We start from the raw sequence: 24,358 nt of genomic DNA, 5'->3' as shown, positions 1-24,358 counted from the left end.
TCATTTGGATGCCCTTATTTTTTGCTATTTATGTAAATTTGGATCATTGTCCGACCGACAGTCTCAACCTTGTTATCAGCGCATTTAAATTGCTCTTTCTTGAATAAATCTACATATACGAACGAGTTCAACGAACTGTGGAAAAAAGAAAGTGAGTTGAAGTCGCGGTGGGGCAACATTATCTTTTGTGTTGCTTATCTGGTTGGTTATCCTGCTACATCCATCCTCTATTTTTTGCGAAAAGATCCTGCGTTTCCGGAGGTTTTGGCGGCAGAACTGGTCCTGAGCGGCGTTATCATCTTTTTGCTCACACTTCATTTTACGGGCAGGCTAAGCGCTCAGAAAGCATCTTTCTATACAAATCTCGCATTGGTGCCGGTGCACGCGTATATCCTGGCCGAAGTGCCGCATGCCTCCTACGACCGTGCCAGCCTGAACATGACGCTTGGCTTAATGTTCTCGTTCTTTGTACTCCGGTGGCCTGTGCAGTACAGCATTATCCTGACCGTGTGTGTTATGACGATCTTCCCACCGGCATTGTATTACCGCCATCCAGGCTATCTGTACAATTTTTTCAGTCAGGGCGGGTTGTTTTTCTTTCTTGGGCAAATGCTGTTTCCCTTCATGATGTATTTTCATGAGAGCCGTAACAAACATGAATTTTTCTATCTTTTTTCGCTTGCCGAGCAAAATGACCTGCTGGAAAAGCAAAAGCAGATTGCGGAAGATGCAACATTGGCCAAGTCGGAGTTCCTGTCCACGATGAGCCATGAGATCCGCACGCCGCTGAATGGCATTGTGGGCATAGTGCATCTTTTGGAAGAGAATAAATCGCGGAGCGAGGAGGAAATGGAGCTGATAGAAACGCTGAAATTCTCCTCTATTCACTTAATGGCGGTTGTGAATGATATATTAGACTTTAATAAAATAAATTCCAATCACGTCAAGCTTCATCCCGTTACGTTCGACATCGAAGAGCTTTTCAAAAACCTTTATAACAGTTTTCTGCCTCGCGCACGGGAAAAAGGCCTTGAATTGTCAGCAGATCTTTCGCCTAACCTTCCCCAACTTCGCGGCGACCAGGTCCGGTTGAGCCAGGTGATAAACAACTTGATTCATAATGCCATTAAATTCACGGATTCGGGGTTTGTAAAGTTCTCGGTTAAGGAGTTGGAGCGTACGAACGATGGCATTATCAAGCTGGAATTTGCCGTTTCCGATACAGGGATTGGTATTTCGGAGGATCAGCAATCCAATGTTTTTGAAATATTTACACAGGTAAGAAGCCTGGTGAAAAGGCAGGATGGCGGGACGGGGCTCGGATTGGCCATTTCCAGGGAGTTGGTCCGTTTGTTTGGCGGAGAGCTGAGGCTTAAGAGTAAGCTTGGAGATGGTTCTGTATTTTCATTTCAAATTGCGCTTCCCTATTCCGTTACCGTGGAAGATCCGGCAAAATCAGAAAAGGTGCCTACACCCGCATTAAACAAAGGCTCCAAAGTGCTGGTCGTGGACGACAATGCCACGAATTTGATTTTTGCCACCAGTCTTTTAAAAAGAAAGAACATTCCCTTTGATCTTGCATCGGACGGAAAGCAAGCGGTCGATAAATATTTCTCCGACCGCTTTGACCTCATATTCATGGATCTGCGGATGCCTGTCATGGATGGTTTCGAAGCCACAAGTATGATCCGCAAACGCGATCCGCAAATCCCCATTGTGGCGCTTACCGCATCTGCATTCGAAGACGAGCGCGAACGTGCATTAGCGAATGGTTTCACCGATTATCTCGTAAAACCATTCCTGCCACCCGATTTCTATAAGATCGTGTATGCACACATTGGGGTTGAAAATCAATGATTTGATTCCCTCATTACTTCACTTTCTGTCTCCGCTGCATCGCCTCGCGCCAGGTGGTGAGAATGATGCCTTCTTTTTCAATGTATTTTTTCAATTCGGGATCAACCATCGCCAGGTAATCGCCCTCACGCGTAGGCAATGAATCCGAAATGTGCGGGAATATGTCGGAGTGGATTGTGCAGTGCATAATGACCATCGTCAGGCCTGGTTTAAGCGCTTTGATGGCATTGATGTATTTGTCTGTCTTGTATTTTTGCAGCGCTTTTTCAGATTTGTCGCCGTTTTCCGGCCCTTTCCAGCCGTAACTGGTGTTTTCCAGATCGTCCAGCACAGGAAGTCCGGCATCCCAGAGTTGCTTTCCAATGGCTTGTGTCATTTGAAAACGCTCCGCACTCATTCTTTCGTCGGCCTGGATAGACGTGTTATGCCCTCCCGGGAACATGACCGGGATTTTTTCCTGCATGCCTACTTTCAGGTAACGCTCCAGAAATTCATTCTTTGCGAAAAGCGTGCCCATGTGTGAATCCATATGCGTGGGTTCTAAACCCATCGCCCGCGCACGGTCCAGCTGCGCCCGGATCTCCATTTCCACTTCATCGGCGGAAGCATTTTTTACAACATCGGCCACACTCCGCCACATTGCACCTTCGGGATCGACCAGCCCTTTCACATTCGGCTTCCCGGCAAGCGGTCCCCAGCGGTAATCCTTCCACTCGGACGTCATAGTAAGGTGAAGTCCTGCATCGAGATCTTTGTTTTCTTTCCAATAATTTACAAAACCCGGCACCCAGCCGCAAGGCATCATTACGCTCAGGGAATTGGCAACACCATTACGGATCGCCTTGATCGCGCCCTGGTTAGATTCATAAGACATACCGACATCATCCACATGAATGATCAGCACTTTTTTCCCTTTCGGGTAACCCAGTTTTTCAGCGTAAGTTTCAGCAGTTTGCGCCATGGCAACATTGGATAGCAGAATGAATAAGAAAAGTAATGTTGTTTTCATATGAGGATTCATTCACATTGTTTTTAAGTTAAGGCAATTTGCGCTTGTTATTACCCGCTTTGGCGCTGATTGTACTATCACCGTGCAAGCCGGATCTGCTTTCAAATACAATAGCCCCCGGTTTTTCACGTTATTTGCCAAAATCAGCCACCCCGACTTTTCCGCATGATCCATTCCCGAAGTCTGCTAACCTGCTCATTTCTTTTGCTTTTCGGCGCCGCGCAAGCGCAGCATTTCTCGCTAAGCCGCCTTTTTTATCCCAATTTGACATTAAAAGCAGATTATGCAGTGCCTTCCAGCATGAACGGGACGCAGGATTACGGCGTGACGAGAACCGGTTTTTTAGGCATAATTCCCATCCACAGCGAAGTGCAGCTGGGTTATAGTTTGAGAAAGAAGTTTGATCTGCGCGCTGTGCACACAGTTATGCTGGCGCAATACAACCAGATCCAGCCAACCGTTGATGGAAAAAATAATCCTGAACATGGGTATAAAACGCTCTCGCTGGGTGTAATAAGGCTGCAAGCCAGCATTAAGGACCGGCTTTGGGTGTATGGGGGCGGCTTGGGTATGACGGAGACCAATGAGACTTTTTTCAGTCCGCAGCCTTTTTTCTGGGGCGGCGCGGCGCGGATGCACATTCTCGGTTTGCGGACTCAGATCATGTATGGATCTGTTTTAGCATATAACCAAAAGCTGCGTTTTGTCCCTGTTTTTGGGGTTAATAAGGGTTTGGGTAGACATTGGCGCGTTTCCGCGTTGCTGCCTTTTATGGCGAATGCCAATTATAAGGCCACCAAATGGTTTAATGTGGATTTGCTTGCAGGATTAAGCGGTTATAGCGGCGGGTTCCAAATACAGATGCCTGAGGAAAAGATGCTTAGGAGAGAGAATTATCGTCAGATCAAAACCGGGATTTCTGCCAATGCGCACTTGTTTACGGCCATCAATGTGTCGGTTGAAGCTGGTGTAAGCACTTTCCGCCAGATCAAAACATTCAATAGTGCCCGGGAAAATCTTACTTCTTACACACCCGCAACGACTCCCTACATTGGCGCAAGTGTTCGCTATATCACGAGCCGGTCGAAGCTTTCTTCTAAATTTACGAGAAGAATGGGCCTAGGGCAGTCCGGGATCAACTGGTAATTTAAAACTCCATCAACTCGGTTGTTGCTTATGCAAAAGCGGGTGGAATAATGAGGTTGATTGCTTCTGTTTTGAGCAATTCCTTGTCAATGGGCACCACGCCCACCAACTCGCAAACCAAGCCTCCGCCCAGATTGGAAATCGCAGCAATGGTTTTTGATGGCAGTCCTAATGCAACGCAGCATGCCGCAATGCTGATCACCGTGTCGCCAGCCCCGGAAACATCCGCAATTTGCCGGATATGCGCGGGCAGTTTGTGGACTTCATCCTGATAATCAATAATTACGCCTCGTTCTGAAAGGGTTATTAATGCACCTTTCACATGCAATGCTTCTTTCAAATGCCGTACGGCATCACGAAGTTCCTCAGGATTATCAACGTCAAATTCGATTTTCAGGCCCTCCCGCAGTTCTTTGAGATTTGGCTTAAACATCGTCGTATTGTTATAAGCCAGGAAGTTTCGTTTTTTGGGATCAACAACGGTAGGAACATTATGCTCGTTGGCAAATGCAGTGATTTCGGAAATTGACTCAGGGGTTAGCACGCCTTTGTCATAATCTTCAAAAATAATCACATTGCTGCTCGGAATCAGCTCTTTGGCTTTGGCAATAAGTTTTTCGGTTTCAATGGCGGAAATGGGTCTGTCGGTTTCCGTATCAATGCGGACAACCTGTTGAGAACCTGCAATAATGCGTTCCTTAATGGTCGTGATCCGGCTTTCGCTGCGAATTAAGCCTTCACAATTCAGGCCTTTTTCCTTCAAACTGTTTTTTAGCAGATCGCCTGAGCTGTCCGTGCCGATTACCGTGCATATAATAGCTTCCGCACCAAGCGATTGTACATTTAAAAGGACATTGCCGGCACCGCCGAGGCGATACTCGCGCTTCTGAACATTAACAACCGGAACCGGGGCTTCTGGGGAAATCCTTTCTACTTTTCCCCAGACATAAGAGTCCAGCATTACATCTCCGATAACCAGTACACGCAAGGTGTTAAATGCTTCAAAAACCTGATTGATATCCATTTAAAATTCTACCGCTATTAGTACAAATATTAGATATGACTTGACTGAAACAACATTCCTTACCCCTTATTAACCGGAATGGTAAGGTTGCTCAAATTGTGACCCATTTTATCTCTTTTTGTCAAAAGATATTTTTCATTGTGCGGGTTAGAAGGAATTTCAACGGTCACCGAATCCACAATTTCAAGCCCGTAACCGATCAGGCCGGCGCGTTTTTTAGGATTGTTGGTAATCAGTTTCAATTTTGTCACTTCCAAGTCGCGGAGGATTTGCGCTCCAACGCCGTAATCGCGGTCGTCCATAGGAAAACCGAGTTCCAGATTGGCCTCAACCGTATCTCTGCCCATTTCTTGCAGTTTATATGCCCTCAATTTATTCAAAAGCCCGATCCCGCGTCCTTCCTGGTTCATGTATACGATCACGCCCTTGCCTTCTCGGTCCACCATTTCCATAGCAGCATGCAGCTGGGGACCGCAGTCGCAGCGGCACGAGCCAAAAATATCGCCGGTAACGCAGGATGAATGTACGCGGACAAGCACAGGCTCATCTTTTTCCCAGGTTCCTTTTACCAATGCCAGATGCAAATCGCCGGTGTTGATCTGGCGGTAAGCGATCAGATCGAAATGGCCCCATTTGGTAGGCATATCCACGCCGATTTCTCTTTTTATTAAAGACTCTTTTTGAAGTCTGTATTCAATAAGGTCCTTGATACTAACCAGTTTAAGGTTAAAACGGTTGGCAATTTCCCTGAGCTGAGGCAAACGGGCCATGGATCCGTCCTCATTCAATATCTCCACCAAAACCCCGGCTGGTGCCAAACCCGCAAGCCTTGGAAAGTCAATCGCAGCTTCGGTGTGGCCTGTTCTTCTTAAAACACCGCCTTGTTTGGCCTTTAATGGAAAAATATGTCCCGGACGACCCAGATCTTCGGGCAATGTATCCGCATCAACCAATGCTTTGATCGTTTTGGAACGGTCGCTGGCCGAAATTCCTGTGGTGCATCCATGCCCAAGCAAATCCACTGACACAGTAAATGCTGTTTCGTGCAATGCCGTGTTCGTGCCGACCATCATTTCGAGGTTCAGCTCGGCGCAGCGCTCTTCGGTGATAGGAACGCAGATCAATCCACGGCCTTCACGGGCCATAAAATTGACAATTTCGGGGGTTATGAGTTCGGCGGCACAGATAAAATCGCCTTCATTTTCACGATCTTCATCATCAACGACAATGATCATTTCTCCTCTTCTTATAGCCTCTATGGCCTCATCTATGGAATCCAGAACTATTGGAATGCTATTATTATTCATTAATCAGGTTGACGAAAAATAGTTTTAGACAAAAACTCGTTTTTACTCAGCAAAGGTACATGCTTAATGTTGAAAAGTTCTATTTTTGAACCTCCATTGCATGCTAACAAAGCTTTTGGCTTATCCGTTTCAATGATGCGCAGGAACTATCCCGCCCGTCATTTTGAAATAAATTTACTCACCTATGAAGATTAATCTACTGATATTGTTCCTGTTAAGCGCATGTTTGTTTATTAATAAAAACGTATCCGGACAAAGCTTCTGTGGTTCAAGCGGTAAATTTCTCGTCACGCCTACCGAAGGCTGCGCGCCACTGACAGTGAATATTACCAATCAGATGGTTAATGCAGAAAACGTAACCTACGCCTATAACTTCGACAAAAACAGCACTTCACCGCCAGAGGAAAAGGACCGGTCCTTCGAGCTTTCGCATGTTTATGATCTGCCCGGGACTTACACCATTCTGCAATACGGCAGTATAAAAGATGTTGCGGGATTCAGTCTTTGCAAAGAAGTTATCGTAAAAGAAAATCGCGCTCCCAAGGCCGATCTGATGACTTGTAACAGCGGACGGGTGCGGCTTACGCTGGTTGATGATGCAATTGCACAGGCTTATGACGCCATCGAGATCAATTGGGGCGATGGTAAAAGTCAGTCCGTAAATATCAAGAATGGCGGGAGGCTTTTTTATGATCATCAATATGCATCTGCCGGGAACATTCCTGCTATCACTGTGCAAGGGAAACATACTTCGGGGAATTGCAGCCAGACATTAAAAACCACATTAACCAAAGAAACCGCGCCGCAGACGCTTGCTAAAATCAGGATCAGAAGCGTGGAAATGCTTGCTTCCGGCGAGGCAAAGATTCTTTATGATGGCATGGAAGGCTTAGCGACAGAGATCTGGATTGATAAGGGCGACGGGCAATTCGTATCAACGGGCAAAGGCGGTCAGTCGGACGGCGCGCAATCGGCAACCATTTCAGGTTTGAACGCCAGGCAGATTTACCGTTTTAAATTGTCGTCCAAGAATTTTTGTGATAACCTGATAGACAGCCCGATTGTCAGCAGCATGGTGGTTAAGGAAGGTTTGGTGTCATTGGATGAGATCATTTCTGTGGCGTGGGAGCATTATCCCAACACGGATAATTTAATCCAATATCAATTAAAACGCGACGGTTCTGTGATTTTTTCATCAGCAGAACAGCTTTCTTATCTCGATACGGATGTAAAATGCGGGACTAATTATCAGTATGAGATTGTTGCCATCATTGAAAATGACGTCCGTTCATACTCCACACCTTTCAGCATTGCCCCTAAAAGTGCATTGCCTGAGACGATAACAACCGGCAGTGTAACAGTCAAAGACGAAAAGACGATTTCCACCCAGGTCGCACTGGTCGGTGAAGGCCTCACCAGCAGCTACAACCTGATTATCGAACGTGCTACATTAGGAAGCCAGGATTTTCAGCAAGTGTCCCAACCGGGCAATCAAAGTCTGTTGTTTGACGACATCGACGTCAATCCAAATGAGAATTCATATTGTTATCGGTTTACTTACGAAAATGCCTGCAACCTGAAATCGCCTGCACCCAGCGTGCCGATCTGCTCAATTTTACTTCAAAACCGCATTTCTGATGTGTATTGGAATGCTGACGCTCCGTTTACTGCCAGCATAGGATCTTATGATTTGATTCAAACCGACAATGCAGGGGTTGTTAAGGATGAGATTCCGAAGCAATTGGAAACCAGTCATATGCTTGATATCGGATCTCAGTCTGCATTTTCGTTTCAGGTAAAGGCTCGTTCGGCAGACGGAAATATGGAAAGTTACTCCAACGTCCTCTCGCTGCGGAGAGACCCTATTGTGCTTATCCCGGACGCATTCACACCGAATGGTGACGCCCACAACGAACGGTTTGAAGTGAAGGCTTATTTTGTATCCAAATTCAGTATGTCTGTTTTTTCGCGTTGGGGTGAGGTTGTGTTTCAAACAGATGACATTGCAGACGGTTGGGATGGGAACATTAAAACCGGGAAAGCGCCGGGAGGTTATTATTTGTACAAAATCGAGATGACCGATGCATTAGGGAATCAAATTTCCAGAAATGGGAGCTTTTTATTGATCCGATAGGATTTTTTTATTGGCTTGTAAATCAGAATAATACTTTGGATGCAATCCCGTTAAAATAGTAAGCGGCATTCTCGCCCGAAATAGATTATTTTTGCAGACCCTTTACAACCATCACTTCTTGATAACACTCCATTAGTAATATGGAGTCTCTAAAAAAGTCATGTTATAACATTGCACACTTATGAGATTAATACTACTATCACTTTTCTTCCTCTTCATTTTAGTTGGTAACACACTGCAGGCCCAGGGACTTTGCGACCGCGGAGGGGGCGGTTTCACAATGGACAAGTCGGAAGGCTGTGCGCCGCTCGTAGTTAGGGTGACAAATACTGTCCCGAACCCAATTTTGGTTGGTTATGATGCTTCTTATGACGGAAAATCTCCAAAAATACAGAATGGCCCCAGTTTTACATATTCTCTTCCAGGCACTTACACTATGTTGCAGCAGGGGGCCGTATCCTCCGGACAGTTCTACGCTTGTCAAAGTGTTAAAGTCTTCGAGACCCGCGTTGTCACACCGCAATATTCCTCGTGCGGTGGTGGAAAGATATTTCTAAGCCTCACCGACGATGTCATCCTGAGCGCCTATGACGAGGTGAAAATAGAATGGGGAGATGGAAAGACGGACATCTGGAAAAAAGGAAGCCCACTCGTGATAGAACACAGTTATGCCGATGTAAGCAGTAATCCGACAGCATTGATTACAGGACTATATGTCGGGAAAGGATGCGCTGCCGGCCGTGCGACGTCACTTCCTATCACTTTTCAGCAGGCGCAGCTTAATGATATCGCCATCAAATCGGTTGAAATGCGGGGGGACGGCACGCTACGGATCGTATATCAGGGTTTGAGCGGTGTTTATACAGATATCAATTATAGTACAAATAATTCAACCTATACATCAGCAGGAAGACGGTCATCCGGCGGCGTACAGCCTTTTGATGTGAAAAATATGGTTACGACACAGGCCTATCAGGTGAAGCTCTCTTCTGAGGACCTTTGTTCGGGTAAAAATGACAGCCGTGTTTACAGCAGCATGACGCTTTCAGGAAAGTCGGAGGACGGGAAAAACATTCTGACATGGAGCAAATATCCGGATGCGACTGATTTTACATCGTATGATCTTTTACGCGACGGGACCATTGTGAAAACTTTCACTTCCATTAATGACATTACCTATATGGATGAAGACGTGGAATGCGGCAGTTATTCTGAATATCAGGTTGTTGCCAAGATCAATGATGTAACTTCCACATCGGCGCCGGTTGGTGTGAAAGCGGAAATTGCTTCTCCCAAACCGATCAAGGACGCAGCCGTAACTGTTGACGGTGATCATCTTGTAACGATTAAAGCAAGTGTTCCGGGAGCCGGTCCCAACAGCACTTACGACCTGACCATCGAGAAAGCGGAGGCTGGCGCAACATTGTTCAAGAAAATCATTACGCTTTTTAATCAAAGTGAATATTCCGATCCGGAAGTTAAGACTGACGAGCTTTCTTATTGCTACCGCATCAGTTATACCAATTCCTGCGGTCAGAAAGTCCCCGCTTCGCAGCCCATTTGCACGATTTTGCTCAAAAAGAACTTAACCACGCTCAACTGGAGTACTGAGTCGCCAATTCTTGCAGGCGTTTCCGGTTATGATGTGATCCGTGTCGGTTCGAGCGCGCCGGAAGAGGCGATTCCGGTTCAGATGAATTCAAGCTACACGGTAAAGGTGAATGCCCAAAGCGATCTTGAATACAATTTCAAAGTCCGGGCGAATTCCACGCAGGGCGGTTTTGAGAGCTTGTCCAATGTAGTCAATTACAAAAGAAGTGCAGGCGTTTTTGTGCCGCAGGCTTTCAGCCCAAATGGTGATGGCTACAATGACGTTCTGGAAGCTAAATCCAATCAGCTTCAATCGTTTAACTTCTCGGTGATGAACCGCTGGGGGCAGGTTGTTTTCCATTCCAACGACATTGCAAGCGGCTGGGACGGCACTATAAACGGGGCAAATGCGCCGGAAGGATCGTATGTTTACAAAATGACTTTCGTGGATGATATCAATCAAACTGTTGAAAAAAGTGGTACATTTATGCTTTTACGATAGGAACCATTTCCGGTAAAAAGGTTTTATAAAAGCATCACTTAATTAGTACGACTATGTTTGGTAATATGGCGGATATGATGGGGCTCATGGGCAAAATGAAAGACCTTCAGTCTCGCATGAAAGACGCGCAGGATTCATTGGTAACGCTGACCCAGGTTGCTGAGTCAGGCGGCGGAATGGTGAAAGCGACTGTAAACGGACAAAAAGCATTAATAGGACTGGATATTGATAAAGACCTTGTCAATCCGGACGATAAGGAAATGTTGCAGGATCTGATTGTTGCCGCAGTCAATAAAGCATTGGATAACATTGAACCAAAAATAAAGGAGCATTTGCAAAAAGCTACGGATGGTGTACTTCCCAACATTCCCGGGCTTGATTTAGGAGGGTTTATGAAATAACCACCTCATCAATGGCTCCCACTGTTGCGATTGTCATCCTGAATTATAACGGCAGACACCATCTCGAACAATTCCTTCCCAACATTTTAAAATATTCGGCAGGCTATTCAGTCTGGATAGCTGATAATGCATCTACGGACCATTCGCTCGACTGGTTAAATGCTTCATATCCAACATTAAATACGCTCACCATTTCCGAGAACAAAGGTTATGCGGGCGGATATAATGATGCTTTAGGACGCATTGAAGCTGACTATTACATCCTGCTGAACTCCGACATTGAGGTTACCGAAAACTGGATACAACCGGTGATCTCCTTCATGGATTCGGACGAAAGGATTGCTGCCTGCCAACCGAAAATACGCGCCTACGATCTTCCAACGCACTTCGAATACGCAGGTGCGGCCGGCGGATATATGGATTACCTGGGTTACCCCTTTTGCAGAGGGCGCATTTTTGACACCCGGGAAGAAGATCTGGGTCAGTTCGACGACGAGCAGGATGTGTTCTGGGCAACGGGTGCTTGTCTTTTTGTGCGTGCCTCAGCTTTCCATCGAGCAGGTGGTTTTGACGAGTCGTTTTTCGCGCATATGGAGGAAATTGACCTTTGCTGGCGGTTGCTGAACATGCAATATCGCATTACCTATTGCGGTAAATCAGTGGTTTACCATGTGGGAGGCGGCACTTTGCACAAATCCAACCCGCGCAAAACCTTCCTTAATTACCGGAACAACCTGATCATGCTTTTTAAGAACTTGCCAAAAGGCAGGAGATGGAAAACCGTTTTTATCCGGTTGATACTCGACGGGATTTCAAGCGTGCGGTTTATGGCTACCGGTGCCTGGCCCGACGTTGTTGCGATTCTGAGGGCGCACATTGCATTTTATATGATGATTCCTGCGCTTATCAAAACGACGAAAAGAACGTCATATCGCGCACCACTTTATTACAGAAGCATTGTTTGGGAGTATTTTGTGCTGGGAAAGCACCGTTTCAGTCAGTTGACGGGGATTACTATCAATAAAATTACAGTTCCCAGATCGTAGGACTGTTGTGACGGCGCCAGTGTTTTTGCAGCTCCATCCAGAAAGCAAGCACCAGATAAAGGATAATCGGCGAACCGAAGGTCATGAAGGTGGCATAAATAAAGTATAACCGGACGCTGCTAGCCGGGAAATTGAGCTTTTCGCCCAACTTTGCGCATACACCAAATATTTGATCCTCAACGTAATACCGAAGTCTGCTCATACCCATTTTTCAATAATTACATCATAATTAAGGATTTTTACCCGCATATACAATTCGGTATTCAAATTACCCAAAAAAACAGGGCGAATTGGCAAAATACCGCTAAGTCGTAAATTTTCAAATTCTTTAATCAAATAAATTGTTTTCCAAACAATTTTTGTTTCTTTGTGATTCAAGATTTTGTAATTTGTTCATTATAATCGAGATGTCTTGATGAAAAAATCCAAAGTTTCTTTTACCAATGCAGTGAGCCTCCCTCAATTATTTGGTTAAGCGTTTTGGCTTTTTGATTGAAACGATTACAATTGTCTTGTATTTTCACCTTATTTCAATTTTTTTTATTCAACCATTATGCCAACAGGTACTGTAAAATTTTTCAATGAAGCTAAGGGATACGGCTTCATCGTTGAAGACGACACAAACAGAGACATCTTTGTCCATGTGACAGGATTGGGAGGACTTACTATCCGTGAAAATGACCAAGTGGAATACGAAGTCGTTGAAGGGAAAAAAGGACTAAACGCTGTCCAGGTAAAAAAGATATAATCGTATTTTTTTTGCAGGAATGAAAAATGCCACTCGGTCAGAGTGGCATTTTTCATTTGTTCTTTAAGCTATCCAAGCCTTTACATCATCCAGTAAAGGCATTTTTTCCTCTATTTTAAGCTTTTTCCGCATACCGCCCAGATCATTGAAAATCTTGTTGGGGTTAGCTGCTTTCAGCTGTTCGATGGTAAGAATGTTCATTTTCTGTAATGCAGGGACCCATGCTGCAGGCACTCCGGCATTGATATAATCCAGCTCCTTAGCCATCTCAACCCTGCGTTCCGGACGCATTTGCGGGAAGAAAATCACTTCCTGAATGCTGGAATTATTGGTAAGCAGCATAGTAAGCCTGTCAATCCCGATGCCTATGCCTGAACTTGGCGGCATCCCATATTCAAGGGCTCTTAGGAAATCATCATCCATTTCCATCGCCTCGTCGTCGCCACGTTCTTTCAGTTTCAGCTGGTCTTCAAAGCGCTCGCGCTGTTCCAAAGGATCATTCAGCTCGGAATATGCATTGGCGATTTCCCTGCCATTGACAAAAAGCTCGAAACGCTCCACCATGCCTGGTTTTGTGCGGTGCTTTTTAGTCAGCGGGGACATTTCAACGGGATGGTCCGTAATGAATGTAGGCTGGATAATGTTCGCTTCTACTTTTTCGCCGAAGATCTCGTCAATCAGCTTTCCTTTACCCATGCTTTCGGTCACTTCCATTCCCCACGCGCGGCATTGCTGGCGGATGCTATCCTCGTCGAGCGCTTCAACATCCAGGCCTGTGTATTGCTTGATAGCGTCTGTAATGCTCAATCTTGGGTAAGGTCCGGCAAAATCCAGCTCTGTTTCTCCGAATATAACGGTCGTTTTCCCATTCACTGCCAGTGCAACTTGTTCGAGCAGTTGCTCGGTCATCTGCATCATCCACAGGTAGTCCTTGTAGGCAACGTATAGTTCAACCGTCGTAAACTCAGGATTGTGCGTCCGGTCCATTCCTTCGTTCCGGAACAGTTTCCCAAATTCATAAACACCTTCAAACCCGCCTACTATAAGCCGTTTTAAATGCAATTCCGTCGCAATACGAAGGAATAGATCCATATCCAGCGAATTGTGATGCGTTTCAAACGGCCTCGCCGCAGCGCCTCCATGAATGCTTTGCAAAACAGGCGTTTCCACTTCAAGCCAGCTTTTTGAATCAAAAAACGATCGCATCGTTGTAATGATCCGGGCCCTTTTGATAAAAATATCACGTACTTCCGGATTCACGATCAAATCCACGTAACGCTGGCGGTAACGCAATTCCGGATCGGTAAAACCGTCGTAAATGTTGCCTTCTTCATCGCGTTTTACCACGGGAAGCGGGCGCAATGATTTATTTAACAGCTTAAATTCCTGTACATGGACTGATATCTCTCCGGTTTGCGTAGTAAATACAAACCCTTGAATACCAATGATATCCCCGATGTCCAGCAGTTTTTTGAATACGGTGTTGTAAAGTGTTTTGTCTTCTCCCGGGCAAAGATCGTCCCGGCGGAAATATAATTGTACACGTCCGGTGCTGTCCTGAAACTCGGCAAATGCAGCGCTTCCCATAATCCGGAAACCCATGAGCCTGCCTGCCATTGTGACGTGCTTATAATCTATCTTATTGTTTTCGTAATTCTTGGCAATGTCTGCGGCATATGTATTCACCACAAATTCTTCGGCAGGATATGGTTCTATGCCCATCCGCATTAATTCTTCGCGCTTTTGTCTGCGCAATATTTCCTGTTCGCTTAATAGCATTTTTGACAGTAATGGTTTGAAAACGACAACCTCAATGTTCGAAAAGAGTCCGCAAAAGTACTATATTTTGCTTGAATAACGAGGATGAAACCATTAACCTGCATTCGTTCGTTGTAAACGTATATGTGCTGGCACGTTATTAATAATTTGTTTAATGCCGAATGCAGCTTTTATTATCAGGCAAGTCGGACATTAATTGCGTTAAATCCCTCTTTTCATGTTTGCAAGAATTTTAAAAATCTTTGGAATAATTGCCCTCTGTGCATTCTTCCTTTTCGGTGCAGTCGAGATATGGGTTTACAGAAACAGGGATAATATCTTCAAGAAAACCAAAGAGTTTGCAAACGAGAACCTGAATGGAAATCTGGAAATTGAAGACTTTAAGTTCAGGCCTTTCAGCGGATCTTTCGGTCTGAATTTCACCTTAACCAACATTAAGCTTACCGACAGCCTTTACCAGCGTCACCAGAAGCCTTTCTTAGAAGCGGAGCAAATGCACATTGCTCTGGATCTTGCGGGGTTTTATAAAGGGAATATCAAGATTAAGAACCTGATCCTGGAAAACGGGAAGATGAGATTATTTGTCCAAAAGGACGGCTATTCCAATTTAAGCATTTTTAAAAGCGATTCTGGGAAAAAGAAGAAAAAAGACTCAGACGGAAACGACGGGCTCTTGAAAAAGCTGGGCAACATGCGTTTTGTTAACTTTTCCGTCAGCTATTCCGACTCTTTAAAACAAAAATATTACGGAGCATTGCTTCATGATGTAACGAATATCTTAACCACAACGGATTCCACGACAAATGCCAGCCTGAACGGGTCTGTGTTGTTTAATCAGCTGACTTTCAAACCAAAGAAAGGTGGTTTTCTGATCAACCAGGAAACGAGGATTGGCGTTGCGCTGGCCTATGACGCCGAAAATAAGCTGCTTAAAATCTATCCTTCTGTATTGGAAAGTGCTACCAATGATAAAATCGGGATTAACGGGATATTTGATTTTGCCGATTCCTCGAAACAATTTACGCTCAATTTCGAAGCCAAGAAAATTGCGATCAAAAATGCGCTTCCGTTATTGAATCGAAGGATTAAGGAGCAGCTTGACTCCATCGGCATCCAAACGGAGGTGGATACAAAGGTTCATGTGAATGGTGGGATAGCCAGTACGGTGCAACCGCACGTTGACGTATATTTCAAGACGGATACATTTCAGTACAGCCTGCCTGTGGGCGTCTTAAGGGATATGCAGGCAGAAGGCACCTTCACCAATCAGGCCGATACGACACAAATACCCGGACCGCTCAATTCACGGGTGACAGCACCGGATGTCAAAGGAAAATTTGAAAGCATCCCTTTCCGGCTGGCCATTGCCATTACCAATTTCCGGAATCCAGTTGCAAGGATCACTGGAAACGTTGATGCTGATTCCACGAACCTGGACCAGCTTCTGGATCCAAAGCGCTATCGATTCAAAAACGGTACGGCGAAAATAGATTTCAATTTTGACGGCAGTCTGAAAAACTTTTACGACCCTGACCGCGACCGGTTTAATGGCAAACTGAGCGGCAAGGTTTCCATCAACAACATTTCGATGGATTATCTGCCAAGGCAGGTACATTTGAAAAAAATAAAAGGCGACGTAACATTTAACGAACAGGCATTTGTATTCCCCGACCTAAGCTTTTCCGATGGCCAGAATATGCTCTATATCAGGGGAAAAGTGCTCGATCTGATCCCTTATTTATTTGGCTCGCCTAAACCGTTACGGGCTAATGTGGACATTAACATTCCCAACTGGAAAATGAACTGGCTGGAAACGCTACTGGCGCCCCGGCAAGTGGTAACGAAGAAAAAGAAGAAGCTTAAACTGGTGGAATTGCTCGATGACGCCATCGACCAGATGCAGATCGTTGCCAAACTGGATGCTAAGAAGCTGAATTACAGGAATTTTAATGCCAAAGATGTAAAAGGGCAGTTTACGATCAAAAACAATGCTGTCAGCATTGAGTATTTTGTCATGAAAGCATTTGGAGGCGGGAATGTGCGTGTTTCCGGGGAAATGGACAATTCAGGAGCAAGCCAGCTGCCTCATATGGCCATGCGCGGCAAAATTTCCAATGCGGATGTACATTCCGTGTTTTATTCGTTTGATAATTTTGGACAAAAGACCTTTACCCATGAAAATCTGAAGGGAATTTTAAACACCGATTTTAGTTTTGAGTCAAGGCTTAATAACAATGTCCGGCTGGTTCCCTCCACGATGAAAGGTTTGTTGCGCATCGACCTTACAAATGCCTACATTCTCAATTTCGAGCCTTTTATGAAGATGAAAAAACTCATTTTCAAACGAAGAAACTTTGAGCGAGTGAAGTTCGCGCCTATCCGCAGCGATTTCAAGCTGAGTGGCCAGGAGATCGAAATTGCGCCAATGGAAATTGAGTCGAATGTGGTAACGCTTTACATTGATGGCATTTACAGCTTTGGTAAGAAAACGGATATCAACATTCAAATTCCGCTGAGCAATCTCAAAAAGCGGGATTCGACATACGTGCTCGACCCGAACAACGAAGAGAAAAAGCAGGGCTCGAAAATCTTCCTGAGGGCGATCGACGAAAATGGTGAAGTAAATATTAAGCTCGCATTCAGAAAGAAAAAAGACAAGGAAAAGGATAAAAAGGACGAACCGGAGATTGACCCCGATCTTATCGAAAAATAAGGTTATTCTTGTTCGTTGCTGAACATATAACCCACACCTTTAAGGGTTTTAATGTAACGGTCGCCCAATTTTTCACGCAGTTTTCTGATATGGACGTCCACAGTCCTTTCGAGAACGTAAATGTCCGCACCCCAGATTTTCTGCAATAATTCGTCGCGGTTAAACACTTTATTCGGCGTCTGCGCGAGAAAAAACAGTAATTCAAATTCCTTTTTAGGCAGTACAACAGACTTTTCGGAACCTTGCGTAACCGTATAATTTTTCCGGTTAATGGTCAAATCCAGAATGTCGATCTGATCACCGGATTCTGCTTTCTGAGCTTCCCTACGGAACAATGCATTAATGCGGCTCATCAGAGCCCGCGGCTTGATAGGCTTGGTAATGTAGTCATCAGCGCCCACATCAAATGCGGCAACCTCCGAATACTCTTCCGACCTGGCCGTTAAGAAAAGAATGTAAGTATTTTTGATTTCCGGGTTACTGCGCAAAATGCGCCCGGTTTCGATGCCGTCGAGCTGCGGCATCATAATGTCCAGAAGGATCAGATCAGGAATAAATGTCTTGGCGATTTCGATCGCTTTCTTGCCGTTGGAAGCGGTAACCACCGAATAGCCTTCCTTAATTAAATTATATTCCAGAAGTTCAACGATATCGGAGTCGTCGTCAACAACTAGGACTTTTGGGGCTGACGCGGCAGATTTAGCAATGCTCATGTTTTTTCTATTAAAACGCAGTTCGAAATTAGCAGATGTTATATTCAGATTATATGCATTACAACATTGTTAACAGAAACATAATATCATTTATAAGTAATCCGGTAAATATCGCCCTGCTCATTTGTCACGAGCATATCGGTATTATTCAAAAACAGGAGCGCCTCATTTTGTTTTTTCACCAACCGAAAACAGCCACGTGGTTTACTGAAATCAATGCGGTTGCCTTCCACGCCGAACAGCAGGATCTTACCATAAGTCAGCAAAGCGAAAGTCTTACCGTCCGGGCTGATATCGGCCGCTGTAACCTGCGAATCAATGGCAATGCTGTCAACAGCAGTTAGGGTGTAATTTCCAGGTGTTGCAGGAAGACGGTAAAGTTTGACATATTTGTTTTTATCCCAATTTTTTGAAAGGAGATAAAGATTTTTTTGATAATAAAATACAGATTCACAATCGAATGCGGGTCTGTTGTTGATCCTTCCCGTCGATTTCTGATCCGCATATCGAAATGAAATTTTTTCGGTAGTATGCTGTTTTTCGTCAAATTTATAGACCTCGAACTGGTCCCTTGGCGTCCCGTTATTTCCAAAATCACCAATATAGAAATTGCCTTCCGCATCTTTCGTCACATCTTCCCAGTCTACATTCTTTGAGTCAGGGACTTTTTTTGTTGAAATAAGCTTGCCGGAAAGGTCAAATTCGTAAAGCTCCGCATTGCCGCCGCTATCATTATGCGTAGTGAATAAGCCAGGCGCCGAGCCATTTGCCAAACCTGAACTTTCCGAGGCAACAGCGGGAAGCTTGCCTATTTTGCTAATTTTGTATTGAGAACGTACTTTCTTGAAATCGTTGATCTTATGATCAGGCTGGCAAGTACAGAACACAGTTTTGACAGCAAACCACAGATACATTAATTTATTCATGAATTCATCGTTACGTCCTCTTCCAAACAAAGATAAAGAAACCCCTCTTTACCTGAAACTGGCGAGCATACTGGTCGCACTTATTGCGTTTGTCTATATCCTCTTTATTCTTCGGGAAACGATCATTCCCATTGCGTTTTCTATTTTGCTCGCTATCCTTCTGCATCCCGTTTGCGCCTGGCTGGAAAGGCATCGCGTACCGCGGATCGGATCTATTCTGCTTAGTATTCTTGCCCTTTTTCTGGTGATCATCGTGCTTGTGTATGTTGTGTCTTTGCAAATCGGCAGTTTCGCAGAAGAACTTCCCAGGATCACAGAGAAAGCGGAGACCATTTTGGATCAAACACTTACAATGGGTGAGCGCTATCTCAACATCAGCCGCAGCCAGCAGGTCAGCGAAGGCAAAAAATATTTGATCAATGCATTGAGTGAGGGTAGGGCCGTTTTATTAAATACCCTGGTTACCACCACCGGCGCTATTTCAACATTCATTTTAATCCCGCTATACATATTCTTCTTCCTGCTTTACCGCGATTTTTTCAGGCGTTTTGTTCATAAAGCCATTACCAATGTGCCTAACGAGTCGCTGAATGCGCTTTTGAAAAAAATATATGAAGTGATTCAGAGTTACCTGTCGGGATTGTTCCTGGTGATTCTGATTGTGGGTGTTTTAAACAGCATTGGATTGCTGCTATTAGGCATTCCGCATGCGATTTTCTTCGGTTTTCTGGCCGGGTTCTTAATTCTCATTCCATACATTGGGATCCTTATCGGGTCCGTACTGCCTGCGCTGTTAGCCGTTGTTACCATGGATTCGCCCTGGTATGCGGTGGGTGTGATTGGGATTATGAGCTTTGTTCAATTTTTGGAAGGGAATTTTATTACGCCAAACATTGTGGGTTCCAAAGTGAGTGTCAACCCGCTGGCTGCCATTGTCGCGCTGTTTTTAGGCGGGCAATTATGGGGTTTGTCCGGATTGATCCTGGCCTTGCCGGTAACTGCAATTCTGAAAGTGATTTTTGATACGATCCCAAGTATGGAACCTTACGGATTTTTGCTCGGCGAACCCGTCCATGAAGTGAAAGAAGATCAAAAAGAAGCGGTTATAGAGCAGACTGTTGAAAAGGAATTTAAGAAAAAACCTTATCGCAGATATCGCAACAAACCCCGCAACCGCCCTGACGGGAATACACCGCCTGCCATCAAACCGGAAATCTAAGCTTTATTTCACCGCCACTTTTTCAACACTGATACCCACGCTCATCACAAACGGGAGTGGGTTTTGGCGCATGGATTGGGTCAGCGTGAATGTATAAATTCCGGATCTTTGGAATTTATGATTTTTCAGGAAAGGGATTTTGTGGTCAAAAAGATCTCCTAGCCCGTGGCCGTAAGGCTTTCCTGTGGTTTCGTTGGAAAGATAAACCTCTTCCAATGTATTAGAAATCACTTTTTGATCCGGACCGGTGAAATTCCTGGTCAGATACATGTTATAATAAGGATACTGCAGCGTGTTACGAAGCAGATAATAGAGATTATAAGTCGCCGTAGTATCCGTTATCTCAACTTTAAAGGTCGGCTTGTTTTTGATATACCAAAGTCCGTCATCAATGTCCTCGTGCGCTTTGTAAACCACGTTTTCATCACAGCCGGACAATGTAAGGCAGAGCGTAAAAATTGAGACAAACCAAAAAAACTTCATTCCGGACCGTTATCGTTTAATTGACAAAACTAATCATTTAAACCTAAACGCTGGATTGCGCGGAAAAGTAGCGGTTAAGCCAGGAGTTTGACGCTGGCGTCTTCCAATGGTTCATCCACTGCGCTTTTGTCGTTACCTGATTATCAAAAATAATGGTCGAAGGCAAAAGGATTTCATCCGTAACAGCCTGCTTAATGCTCGGAACCGGCACGGTATGAATCTGATCATCAGCCCCTAAGTAAGCGATAGAGCGATCAAAGAAATTAATGTTCATCGATCCGCCCACAGCTTGCATCCAATGTACTGACTTGTCAATAGAGCAGCCGCTTGGAAGCTCATCGTTTTCATCCACCGCAATAACCACAAAACGATGTTCGAACACTTTCCCCGAGGCTGTCAGCGGTTTTCCGTGTGCTTCCCAGCCATCCAGTGATGCTTTCAAAGTTTCGGTCAAAATGCCAACTTCTGTGTCAGTTAGCTGACGATCAGCCTGATATATCCACACACGGGCTTGAAAATCGATATCGCTAAATGGAATGTACATGATTCAATATTTTTAAATAAAACTAATTGATAGTGCGCAGGGCAACATTATAACCCTTCGGCCTGAGCGATCAGTTCCGCGAGGTCATAAACTTTAACTGCGCTTTCCTTTTCTTTATTTTTAACACCATCCGTCATCATAACCATACAAAACGGGCATGCAACCGCAATGGTATCGGCACCTGTTGCCAGCGCCTCTTCAATTCTTTCAATGTTAATGTCCTTTTTGCCCGGTTCCGGCTCTTTGAACATTTGTCCGCCGCCCGCGCCGCAGCAAAGTCCCTTGGTCCGGCATCTTTTCATTTCGACCAGATCGGCATCCAATGCTTCCAAAACATGCCTTGGCGCCTCGTAAATGTTATTCGCACGACCCAGATAGCAGGAATCGTGAAATGTGATCTTCTTGCCTTTGAATGTTTCCCCGCCTTCGATCCGCACCCGGCCTTCATCGATAAGTTGCTGCAAAAACGTTGAATGATGGATCACCTCATAATTGCCGCCCAGCTCCGGATACTCGTTTTTTAATGTATTAAAACAATGTGGACAAGCCGTCACGATCTTCTCAATTCCATACATATCAAGCACCTGAATGTTGGACATAGCAAGCATTTGAAATGTAAATTCATTGCCCGCCCGCCGCGCCGGATCACCCGTGCAGCTCTCCTCTGTGCCTAACACAGCAAATTTTACGCCAGCCTTATTCAATATCTTTACAAAAGCGACCGTCACTTTCTTATAGCGGTCGTCGAACGAGCCAGCACAGCCCACCCAGAACAGAACCTCGGGAGCTTCATTATTTGCCGCCATTTCGGCCATTGTAGGCACTTTATATACGAGATCGCTCATTTATTCTTTCGGTTCAAGGGCTGCGGCCCAATTAAAACGGTCACCCGGTGAAAATTTCCATGGCGCCTGATTCGTATCCAGGTTTTGGAACATCATATTCCAGCTTGCGGGCGCCTGCGATTCATCCATCACCTTATGTCGGCGCAGTTGCAAAATAATGTCCAGCGGATTAATGAGCACCGGGCATTCCTGCACGCACGCATTGCAAGTAGTGCAGGCATTTATTTCTTCGACCAAAATATAGTCCCCGATCAGGCTTTTGCCATCATCCACAAACTGTCCGCCGTTTTTCTGCATGTTCCTGCCCACATCTTCCAGTCTGTCGCGCGTGTCCATCATAATCTTACGCGGGGACAATTTCTTTCCCGTTATATTAGCCGGACAAGCAGCAGTACAGCGTCCGCATTCCGTGCAGGAATACGCGTCCATAAGGTTTTTCCAGGAAAGATCCGGCACATCCTTTGCCCCAAACCGGTCAGGAATCACAGCTGCTTCGCCCGTTTGGGTAGTTTCAATTCCCAGCATAGTCTTCACCTCAGCTGTAATTTCCGGCATGTTGTCCATTTTTCCCTTCGGCGCCAACTTTGCAAAATACGTGTTCGGAAATGCCAGGACAATGTGTAAATGCTTGGAATAAGTGAGATAGACTGCAAAAACGAAAATGCCGATAATGTGAAACCACCAGGCAAACCGCTCGTAAATCACAAGCGTATTTTCATTCCAATTTTCAAAAAGCGGTTTGAGGAACTGGCTGAACAGAAAGTCACCTGTTTGTGGATAATGCGGATTTCCCCTGTCCTGAAGTGCCAGGTCGGCAGCATTCATGGTCAGGATCGCGATCATGAGCACAATTTCAAAAACCAGGATCAGCTTGCCATCCAGCGCAGGCCAGCCGTTCATTTCGCGGTGACGGACAGGCTGTAATCTTTCCACTTTAACCGCCGTGCGCCTGAGCAGAAAAATTACACAAGCAACCAGCACGCCCACAGCAAGCACCTCAAAAAAACCAATCAGCACCGGATAAAACCCACCCAGAAACGGCGCAAACACGCGATGCTTTCCCAGAACGCCATCCAGAACAATTTCCAGGATTTCAACATTAATCAGGATAAAACCAATATAAACCGCGAAATGAAGGAAGCCGATCAGCGGTCGATCAAACATTTTCTTTTGCCCGAAAGCAATGCGCAGCATTGTAGAAAGCCTTTCTCCGGGATTATCTGAACGGTCCTCCGGCTTGCCCAGCTGAATCGTAGACCGGATCAGCGTAACCCGCCGATAAGCCAGCCAGGCGACTGTTGCCAGGACGGCTATAAATAAGATTTGCTGAAATATTGCCATTTCGAATCATTTAAACGCATCATTAGTATGCAAGCATACCTTAACAAATATGGTAAAAATGTAAGTCGGTGCAAATGTTTTTAAGATAAAATATGCGGCTATGCCCGTAAAACAAAGATTATCAAGGGAGTAGGTTGTTGCGACAAACAAATTGAGAAATATTTCAGCAAATAGTTTGCAAAGCAAAACCAAACTTCTAGTTTTGCAGTCCCAAAGGGAACCAATTGAGCCTGGTGATGTAGCTCAGTCGGTAGAGCAAAGGACTGAAAATCCTTGTGTCGGCGGTTCGATTCCGTCCATCACCACAGAATACAAAGTCAACCGCTTGATAATCAATAGATTGTCGAGCGGTTTTTTGTTTGGTTTACATTCTGGTTTACAGTTTCCTCAAAATTCCAGATTAACAGACTCAAAGCTCCCTCTTCTATCTAATCCGGACAACATACAACATTGTCACAACAGGAGACTAGAATTAGAGCTTCCTACGCCAATTTCTGGCAGCTTTATCCAACGTACTTTATCCTTTCTTATCTCAAATCGAAATTTTGCTTTTTCTCGCTTTGCTTCGAGGCTAAGCAAAATACGCCTATACAGCGTTTAAATGCATTTAACACAAGCTAAGCAAAGTTCATACTTTTTCATACTTGCTTTTTCAAGGCCTTCGCCCCAACATTTGCCATTACCAATCAAAAACAAATGTGCCATGACCAAGCTAGTAGTAATTGAGTTTGACGAGCTAAAAAACTTTACCAGACAGGTGATTCAAGAAGAATTTAAGAATGCATTTAGTCCTAAGGCTGATCAGATGTCCAGTAGTGATGAAAGACTCTTGTCCCGAGCGCAAATGGCCAAGGAGCTGAACATCTCACTGGTGACTCTTAATCAGTGGCAGAAGGATGGGCTACCTTATCGCAGGCTACACCGAAGACTGTATTTTGTGAAATCCGAGGTGTTGAATTACATGTACACAAATCAAAAATCAAAGAAAAAGGGATAATGCCTCGAACGCATTACCCCTTCAAAAAATCTTA

Annotated in this window: 21 protein-coding genes and 1 tRNA gene; 11 read left to right on the top strand and 11 right to left on the bottom strand. The window is 44.9% G+C overall.

What is annotated here, in order from left to right; translation table 11 throughout:
• The first annotated feature begins 99 nt into the window (after positions 1 to 99).
• Complete coding sequence (locus NFI80_RS17545; RefSeq protein ID WP_235165535.1) at positions 100 to 1,857, top strand: response regulator; 1,758 nt, start codon at positions 100 to 102, stop codon at positions 1,855 to 1,857.
• Between the two features lie 13 nt (positions 1,858 to 1,870).
• Here NFI80_RS17545 and NFI80_RS17540 read toward each other — a convergent pair whose 3' ends face one another.
• Positions 1,871 to 2,866 carry a polysaccharide deacetylase family protein gene (locus NFI80_RS17540; RefSeq protein WP_235165534.1) on the bottom strand — a complete coding sequence of 332 codons (996 nt, stop codon included), beginning with the start codon at positions 2,864 to 2,866 and terminating at the stop codon, positions 1,871 to 1,873.
• A 165-nt stretch (positions 2,867 to 3,031) separates the two neighbouring features.
• Between NFI80_RS17540 and NFI80_RS17535 the strand changes: the two genes are divergently transcribed.
• Positions 3,032 to 4,012, top strand: a complete 981-nt coding sequence (locus NFI80_RS17535; protein WP_233794787.1) for a hypothetical protein — start codon at positions 3,032 to 3,034, stop codon at positions 4,010 to 4,012.
• 28 nt (positions 4,013 to 4,040) lie between these two features.
• Here the strand turns inward: NFI80_RS17535 and NFI80_RS17530 are convergent, their stop codons facing one another.
• Positions 4,041 to 5,036, bottom strand: a complete 996-nt coding sequence (locus NFI80_RS17530; RefSeq protein WP_235165532.1) for a bifunctional heptose 7-phosphate kinase/heptose 1-phosphate adenyltransferase — start codon at positions 5,034 to 5,036, stop codon at positions 4,041 to 4,043.
• 59 nt (positions 5,037 to 5,095) lie between these two features.
• Entirely contained in the window at positions 5,096 to 6,343 is a 1,248-nt protein-coding gene (locus NFI80_RS17525; protein ID WP_233794789.1) for a bifunctional 3,4-dihydroxy-2-butanone-4-phosphate synthase/GTP cyclohydrolase II, read from the bottom strand.
• A 184-nt stretch (positions 6,344 to 6,527) separates the two neighbouring features.
• Here NFI80_RS17525 and NFI80_RS17520 point away from each other — a divergent pair, with 184 nt between their 5' ends.
• The 4 genes from NFI80_RS17520 to NFI80_RS17505 all read left to right on the top strand — a co-directional run bounded on the left by NFI80_RS17520 (position 6,528) and on the right by NFI80_RS17505 (position 12,016).
• Complete coding sequence (locus NFI80_RS17520; protein ID WP_235165527.1) at positions 6,528 to 8,477, top strand: T9SS type B sorting domain-containing protein; 1,950 nt, start codon at positions 6,528 to 6,530, stop codon at positions 8,475 to 8,477.
• Between the two features lie 181 nt (positions 8,478 to 8,658).
• Positions 8,659 to 10,569 carry a T9SS type B sorting domain-containing protein gene (locus NFI80_RS17515; protein WP_235165525.1) on the top strand — a complete coding sequence of 637 codons (1,911 nt, stop codon included), beginning with the start codon at positions 8,659 to 8,661 and terminating at the stop codon, positions 10,567 to 10,569.
• Between the two features lie 53 nt (positions 10,570 to 10,622).
• Complete coding sequence (locus NFI80_RS17510) at positions 10,623 to 10,970, top strand: YbaB/EbfC family nucleoid-associated protein (RefSeq protein ID WP_233794792.1); 348 nt, start codon at positions 10,623 to 10,625, stop codon at positions 10,968 to 10,970.
• 11 nt (positions 10,971 to 10,981) lie between these two features.
• Positions 10,982 to 12,016: a glycosyltransferase family 2 protein gene (locus NFI80_RS17505; protein WP_235165520.1), complete on the top strand. Its 1,035-nt coding sequence runs from the start codon at positions 10,982 to 10,984 to the stop codon at positions 12,014 to 12,016.
• Here NFI80_RS17505 and NFI80_RS17500 read toward each other — a convergent pair.
• The gene (locus NFI80_RS17500) at positions 11,997 to 12,218 is read right to left on the bottom strand and encodes a PspC domain-containing protein (protein WP_026629451.1); all 222 of its coding nucleotides are present in this window, start codon (positions 12,216 to 12,218) and stop codon (positions 11,997 to 11,999) included. The two genes, NFI80_RS17505 and NFI80_RS17500, sit on opposite strands and share 20 nt — an antisense overlap.
• 351 nt (positions 12,219 to 12,569) lie before the next feature.
• Between NFI80_RS17500 and NFI80_RS17495 the strand changes: the two genes are divergently transcribed.
• Positions 12,570 to 12,764 (top strand): cold-shock protein, encoded by a 195-nt coding sequence (locus NFI80_RS17495; RefSeq protein ID WP_026629450.1) that lies wholly within the window; start codon positions 12,570 to 12,572, stop codon positions 12,762 to 12,764.
• Positions 12,765 to 12,827: 63 nt separating this feature from the next.
• On the opposite strand, the gene lysS is transcribed toward NFI80_RS17495, so the two are convergent.
• Positions 12,828 to 14,543, bottom strand: coding sequence for a lysine--tRNA ligase (gene lysS, locus NFI80_RS17490; RefSeq protein WP_235165519.1), 1,716 nt, complete (start codon positions 14,541 to 14,543; stop codon positions 12,828 to 12,830).
• A 217-nt stretch (positions 14,544 to 14,760) separates the two neighbouring features.
• Between lysS and NFI80_RS17485 the strand changes: the two genes are divergently transcribed.
• Positions 14,761 to 17,256: an AsmA family protein gene (locus NFI80_RS17485; RefSeq protein WP_235165512.1), complete on the top strand. Its 2,496-nt coding sequence runs from the start codon at positions 14,761 to 14,763 to the stop codon at positions 17,254 to 17,256.
• A 2-nt stretch (positions 17,257 to 17,258) separates the two neighbouring features.
• Here the strand turns inward: NFI80_RS17485 and NFI80_RS17480 are convergent, their stop codons facing one another.
• Positions 17,259 to 17,969 carry a response regulator transcription factor gene (locus NFI80_RS17480; RefSeq protein WP_233794796.1) on the bottom strand — a complete coding sequence of 237 codons (711 nt, stop codon included), beginning with the start codon at positions 17,967 to 17,969 and terminating at the stop codon, positions 17,259 to 17,261.
• A gap of 86 nt (positions 17,970 to 18,055) precedes the next feature.
• A complete protein-coding gene (locus NFI80_RS17475) occupies positions 18,056 to 18,895 on the bottom strand; it encodes a hypothetical protein (RefSeq protein WP_235165505.1) in 840 nt (279 codons plus the stop codon).
• Between NFI80_RS17475 and NFI80_RS17470 the strand changes: the two genes are divergently transcribed.
• A complete protein-coding gene (locus NFI80_RS17470; RefSeq protein ID WP_235165502.1) occupies positions 18,894 to 20,114 on the top strand; it encodes an AI-2E family transporter in 1,221 nt (406 codons plus the stop codon). The two genes, NFI80_RS17475 and NFI80_RS17470, sit on opposite strands and share 2 nt — an antisense overlap.
• Before the next feature lie 3 nt (positions 20,115 to 20,117).
• Here NFI80_RS17470 and NFI80_RS17465 read toward each other — a convergent pair whose 3' ends face one another.
• Genes NFI80_RS17465 through NFI80_RS17450 form a run of 4 tightly spaced genes read right to left on the bottom strand, consistent with a single transcriptional unit; the run spans position 20,118 to position 23,327 of the window.
• Entirely contained in the window at positions 20,118 to 20,597 is a 480-nt protein-coding gene (locus tag NFI80_RS17465) for a gliding motility lipoprotein GldH (protein WP_235165496.1), read from the bottom strand.
• Between the two features lie 43 nt (positions 20,598 to 20,640).
• Positions 20,641 to 21,141, bottom strand: coding sequence for a hypothetical protein (locus NFI80_RS17460; RefSeq protein WP_235165495.1), 501 nt, complete (start codon positions 21,139 to 21,141; stop codon positions 20,641 to 20,643).
• Positions 21,142 to 21,188: 47 nt separating this feature from the next.
• Entirely contained in the window at positions 21,189 to 21,986 is a 798-nt protein-coding gene (locus tag NFI80_RS17455; protein WP_235165493.1) for a (Fe-S)-binding protein, read from the bottom strand.
• Positions 21,987 to 23,327 carry a 4Fe-4S dicluster domain-containing protein gene (locus NFI80_RS17450; protein WP_235165491.1) on the bottom strand — a complete coding sequence of 447 codons (1,341 nt, stop codon included), beginning with the start codon at positions 23,325 to 23,327 and terminating at the stop codon, positions 21,987 to 21,989.
• A 232-nt stretch (positions 23,328 to 23,559) separates the two neighbouring features.
• Here NFI80_RS17450 and NFI80_RS17445 point away from each other — a divergent pair.
• Positions 23,560 to 23,632, top strand: a tRNA-Phe gene (locus NFI80_RS17445).
• Positions 23,633 to 24,030: 398 nt separating this feature from the next.
• On the top strand, positions 24,031 to 24,324 hold the full coding sequence (locus NFI80_RS17440; protein ID WP_235165489.1) for a helix-turn-helix transcriptional regulator: 294 nt from the start codon (positions 24,031 to 24,033) through the stop codon (positions 24,322 to 24,324).
• Positions 24,325 to 24,358 lie beyond the last annotated feature (34 nt).

The sequence above is a fragment of the Dyadobacter chenhuakuii genome (assembly GCF_023821985.2).
Lineage (GTDB): Bacteria > Bacteroidota > Bacteroidia > Cytophagales > Spirosomataceae > Dyadobacter > Dyadobacter chenhuakuii.
The sequence above is the reverse complement of the archived record's forward strand: the minus strand, read 5'-3'. Positions and strand labels throughout refer to the sequence as shown.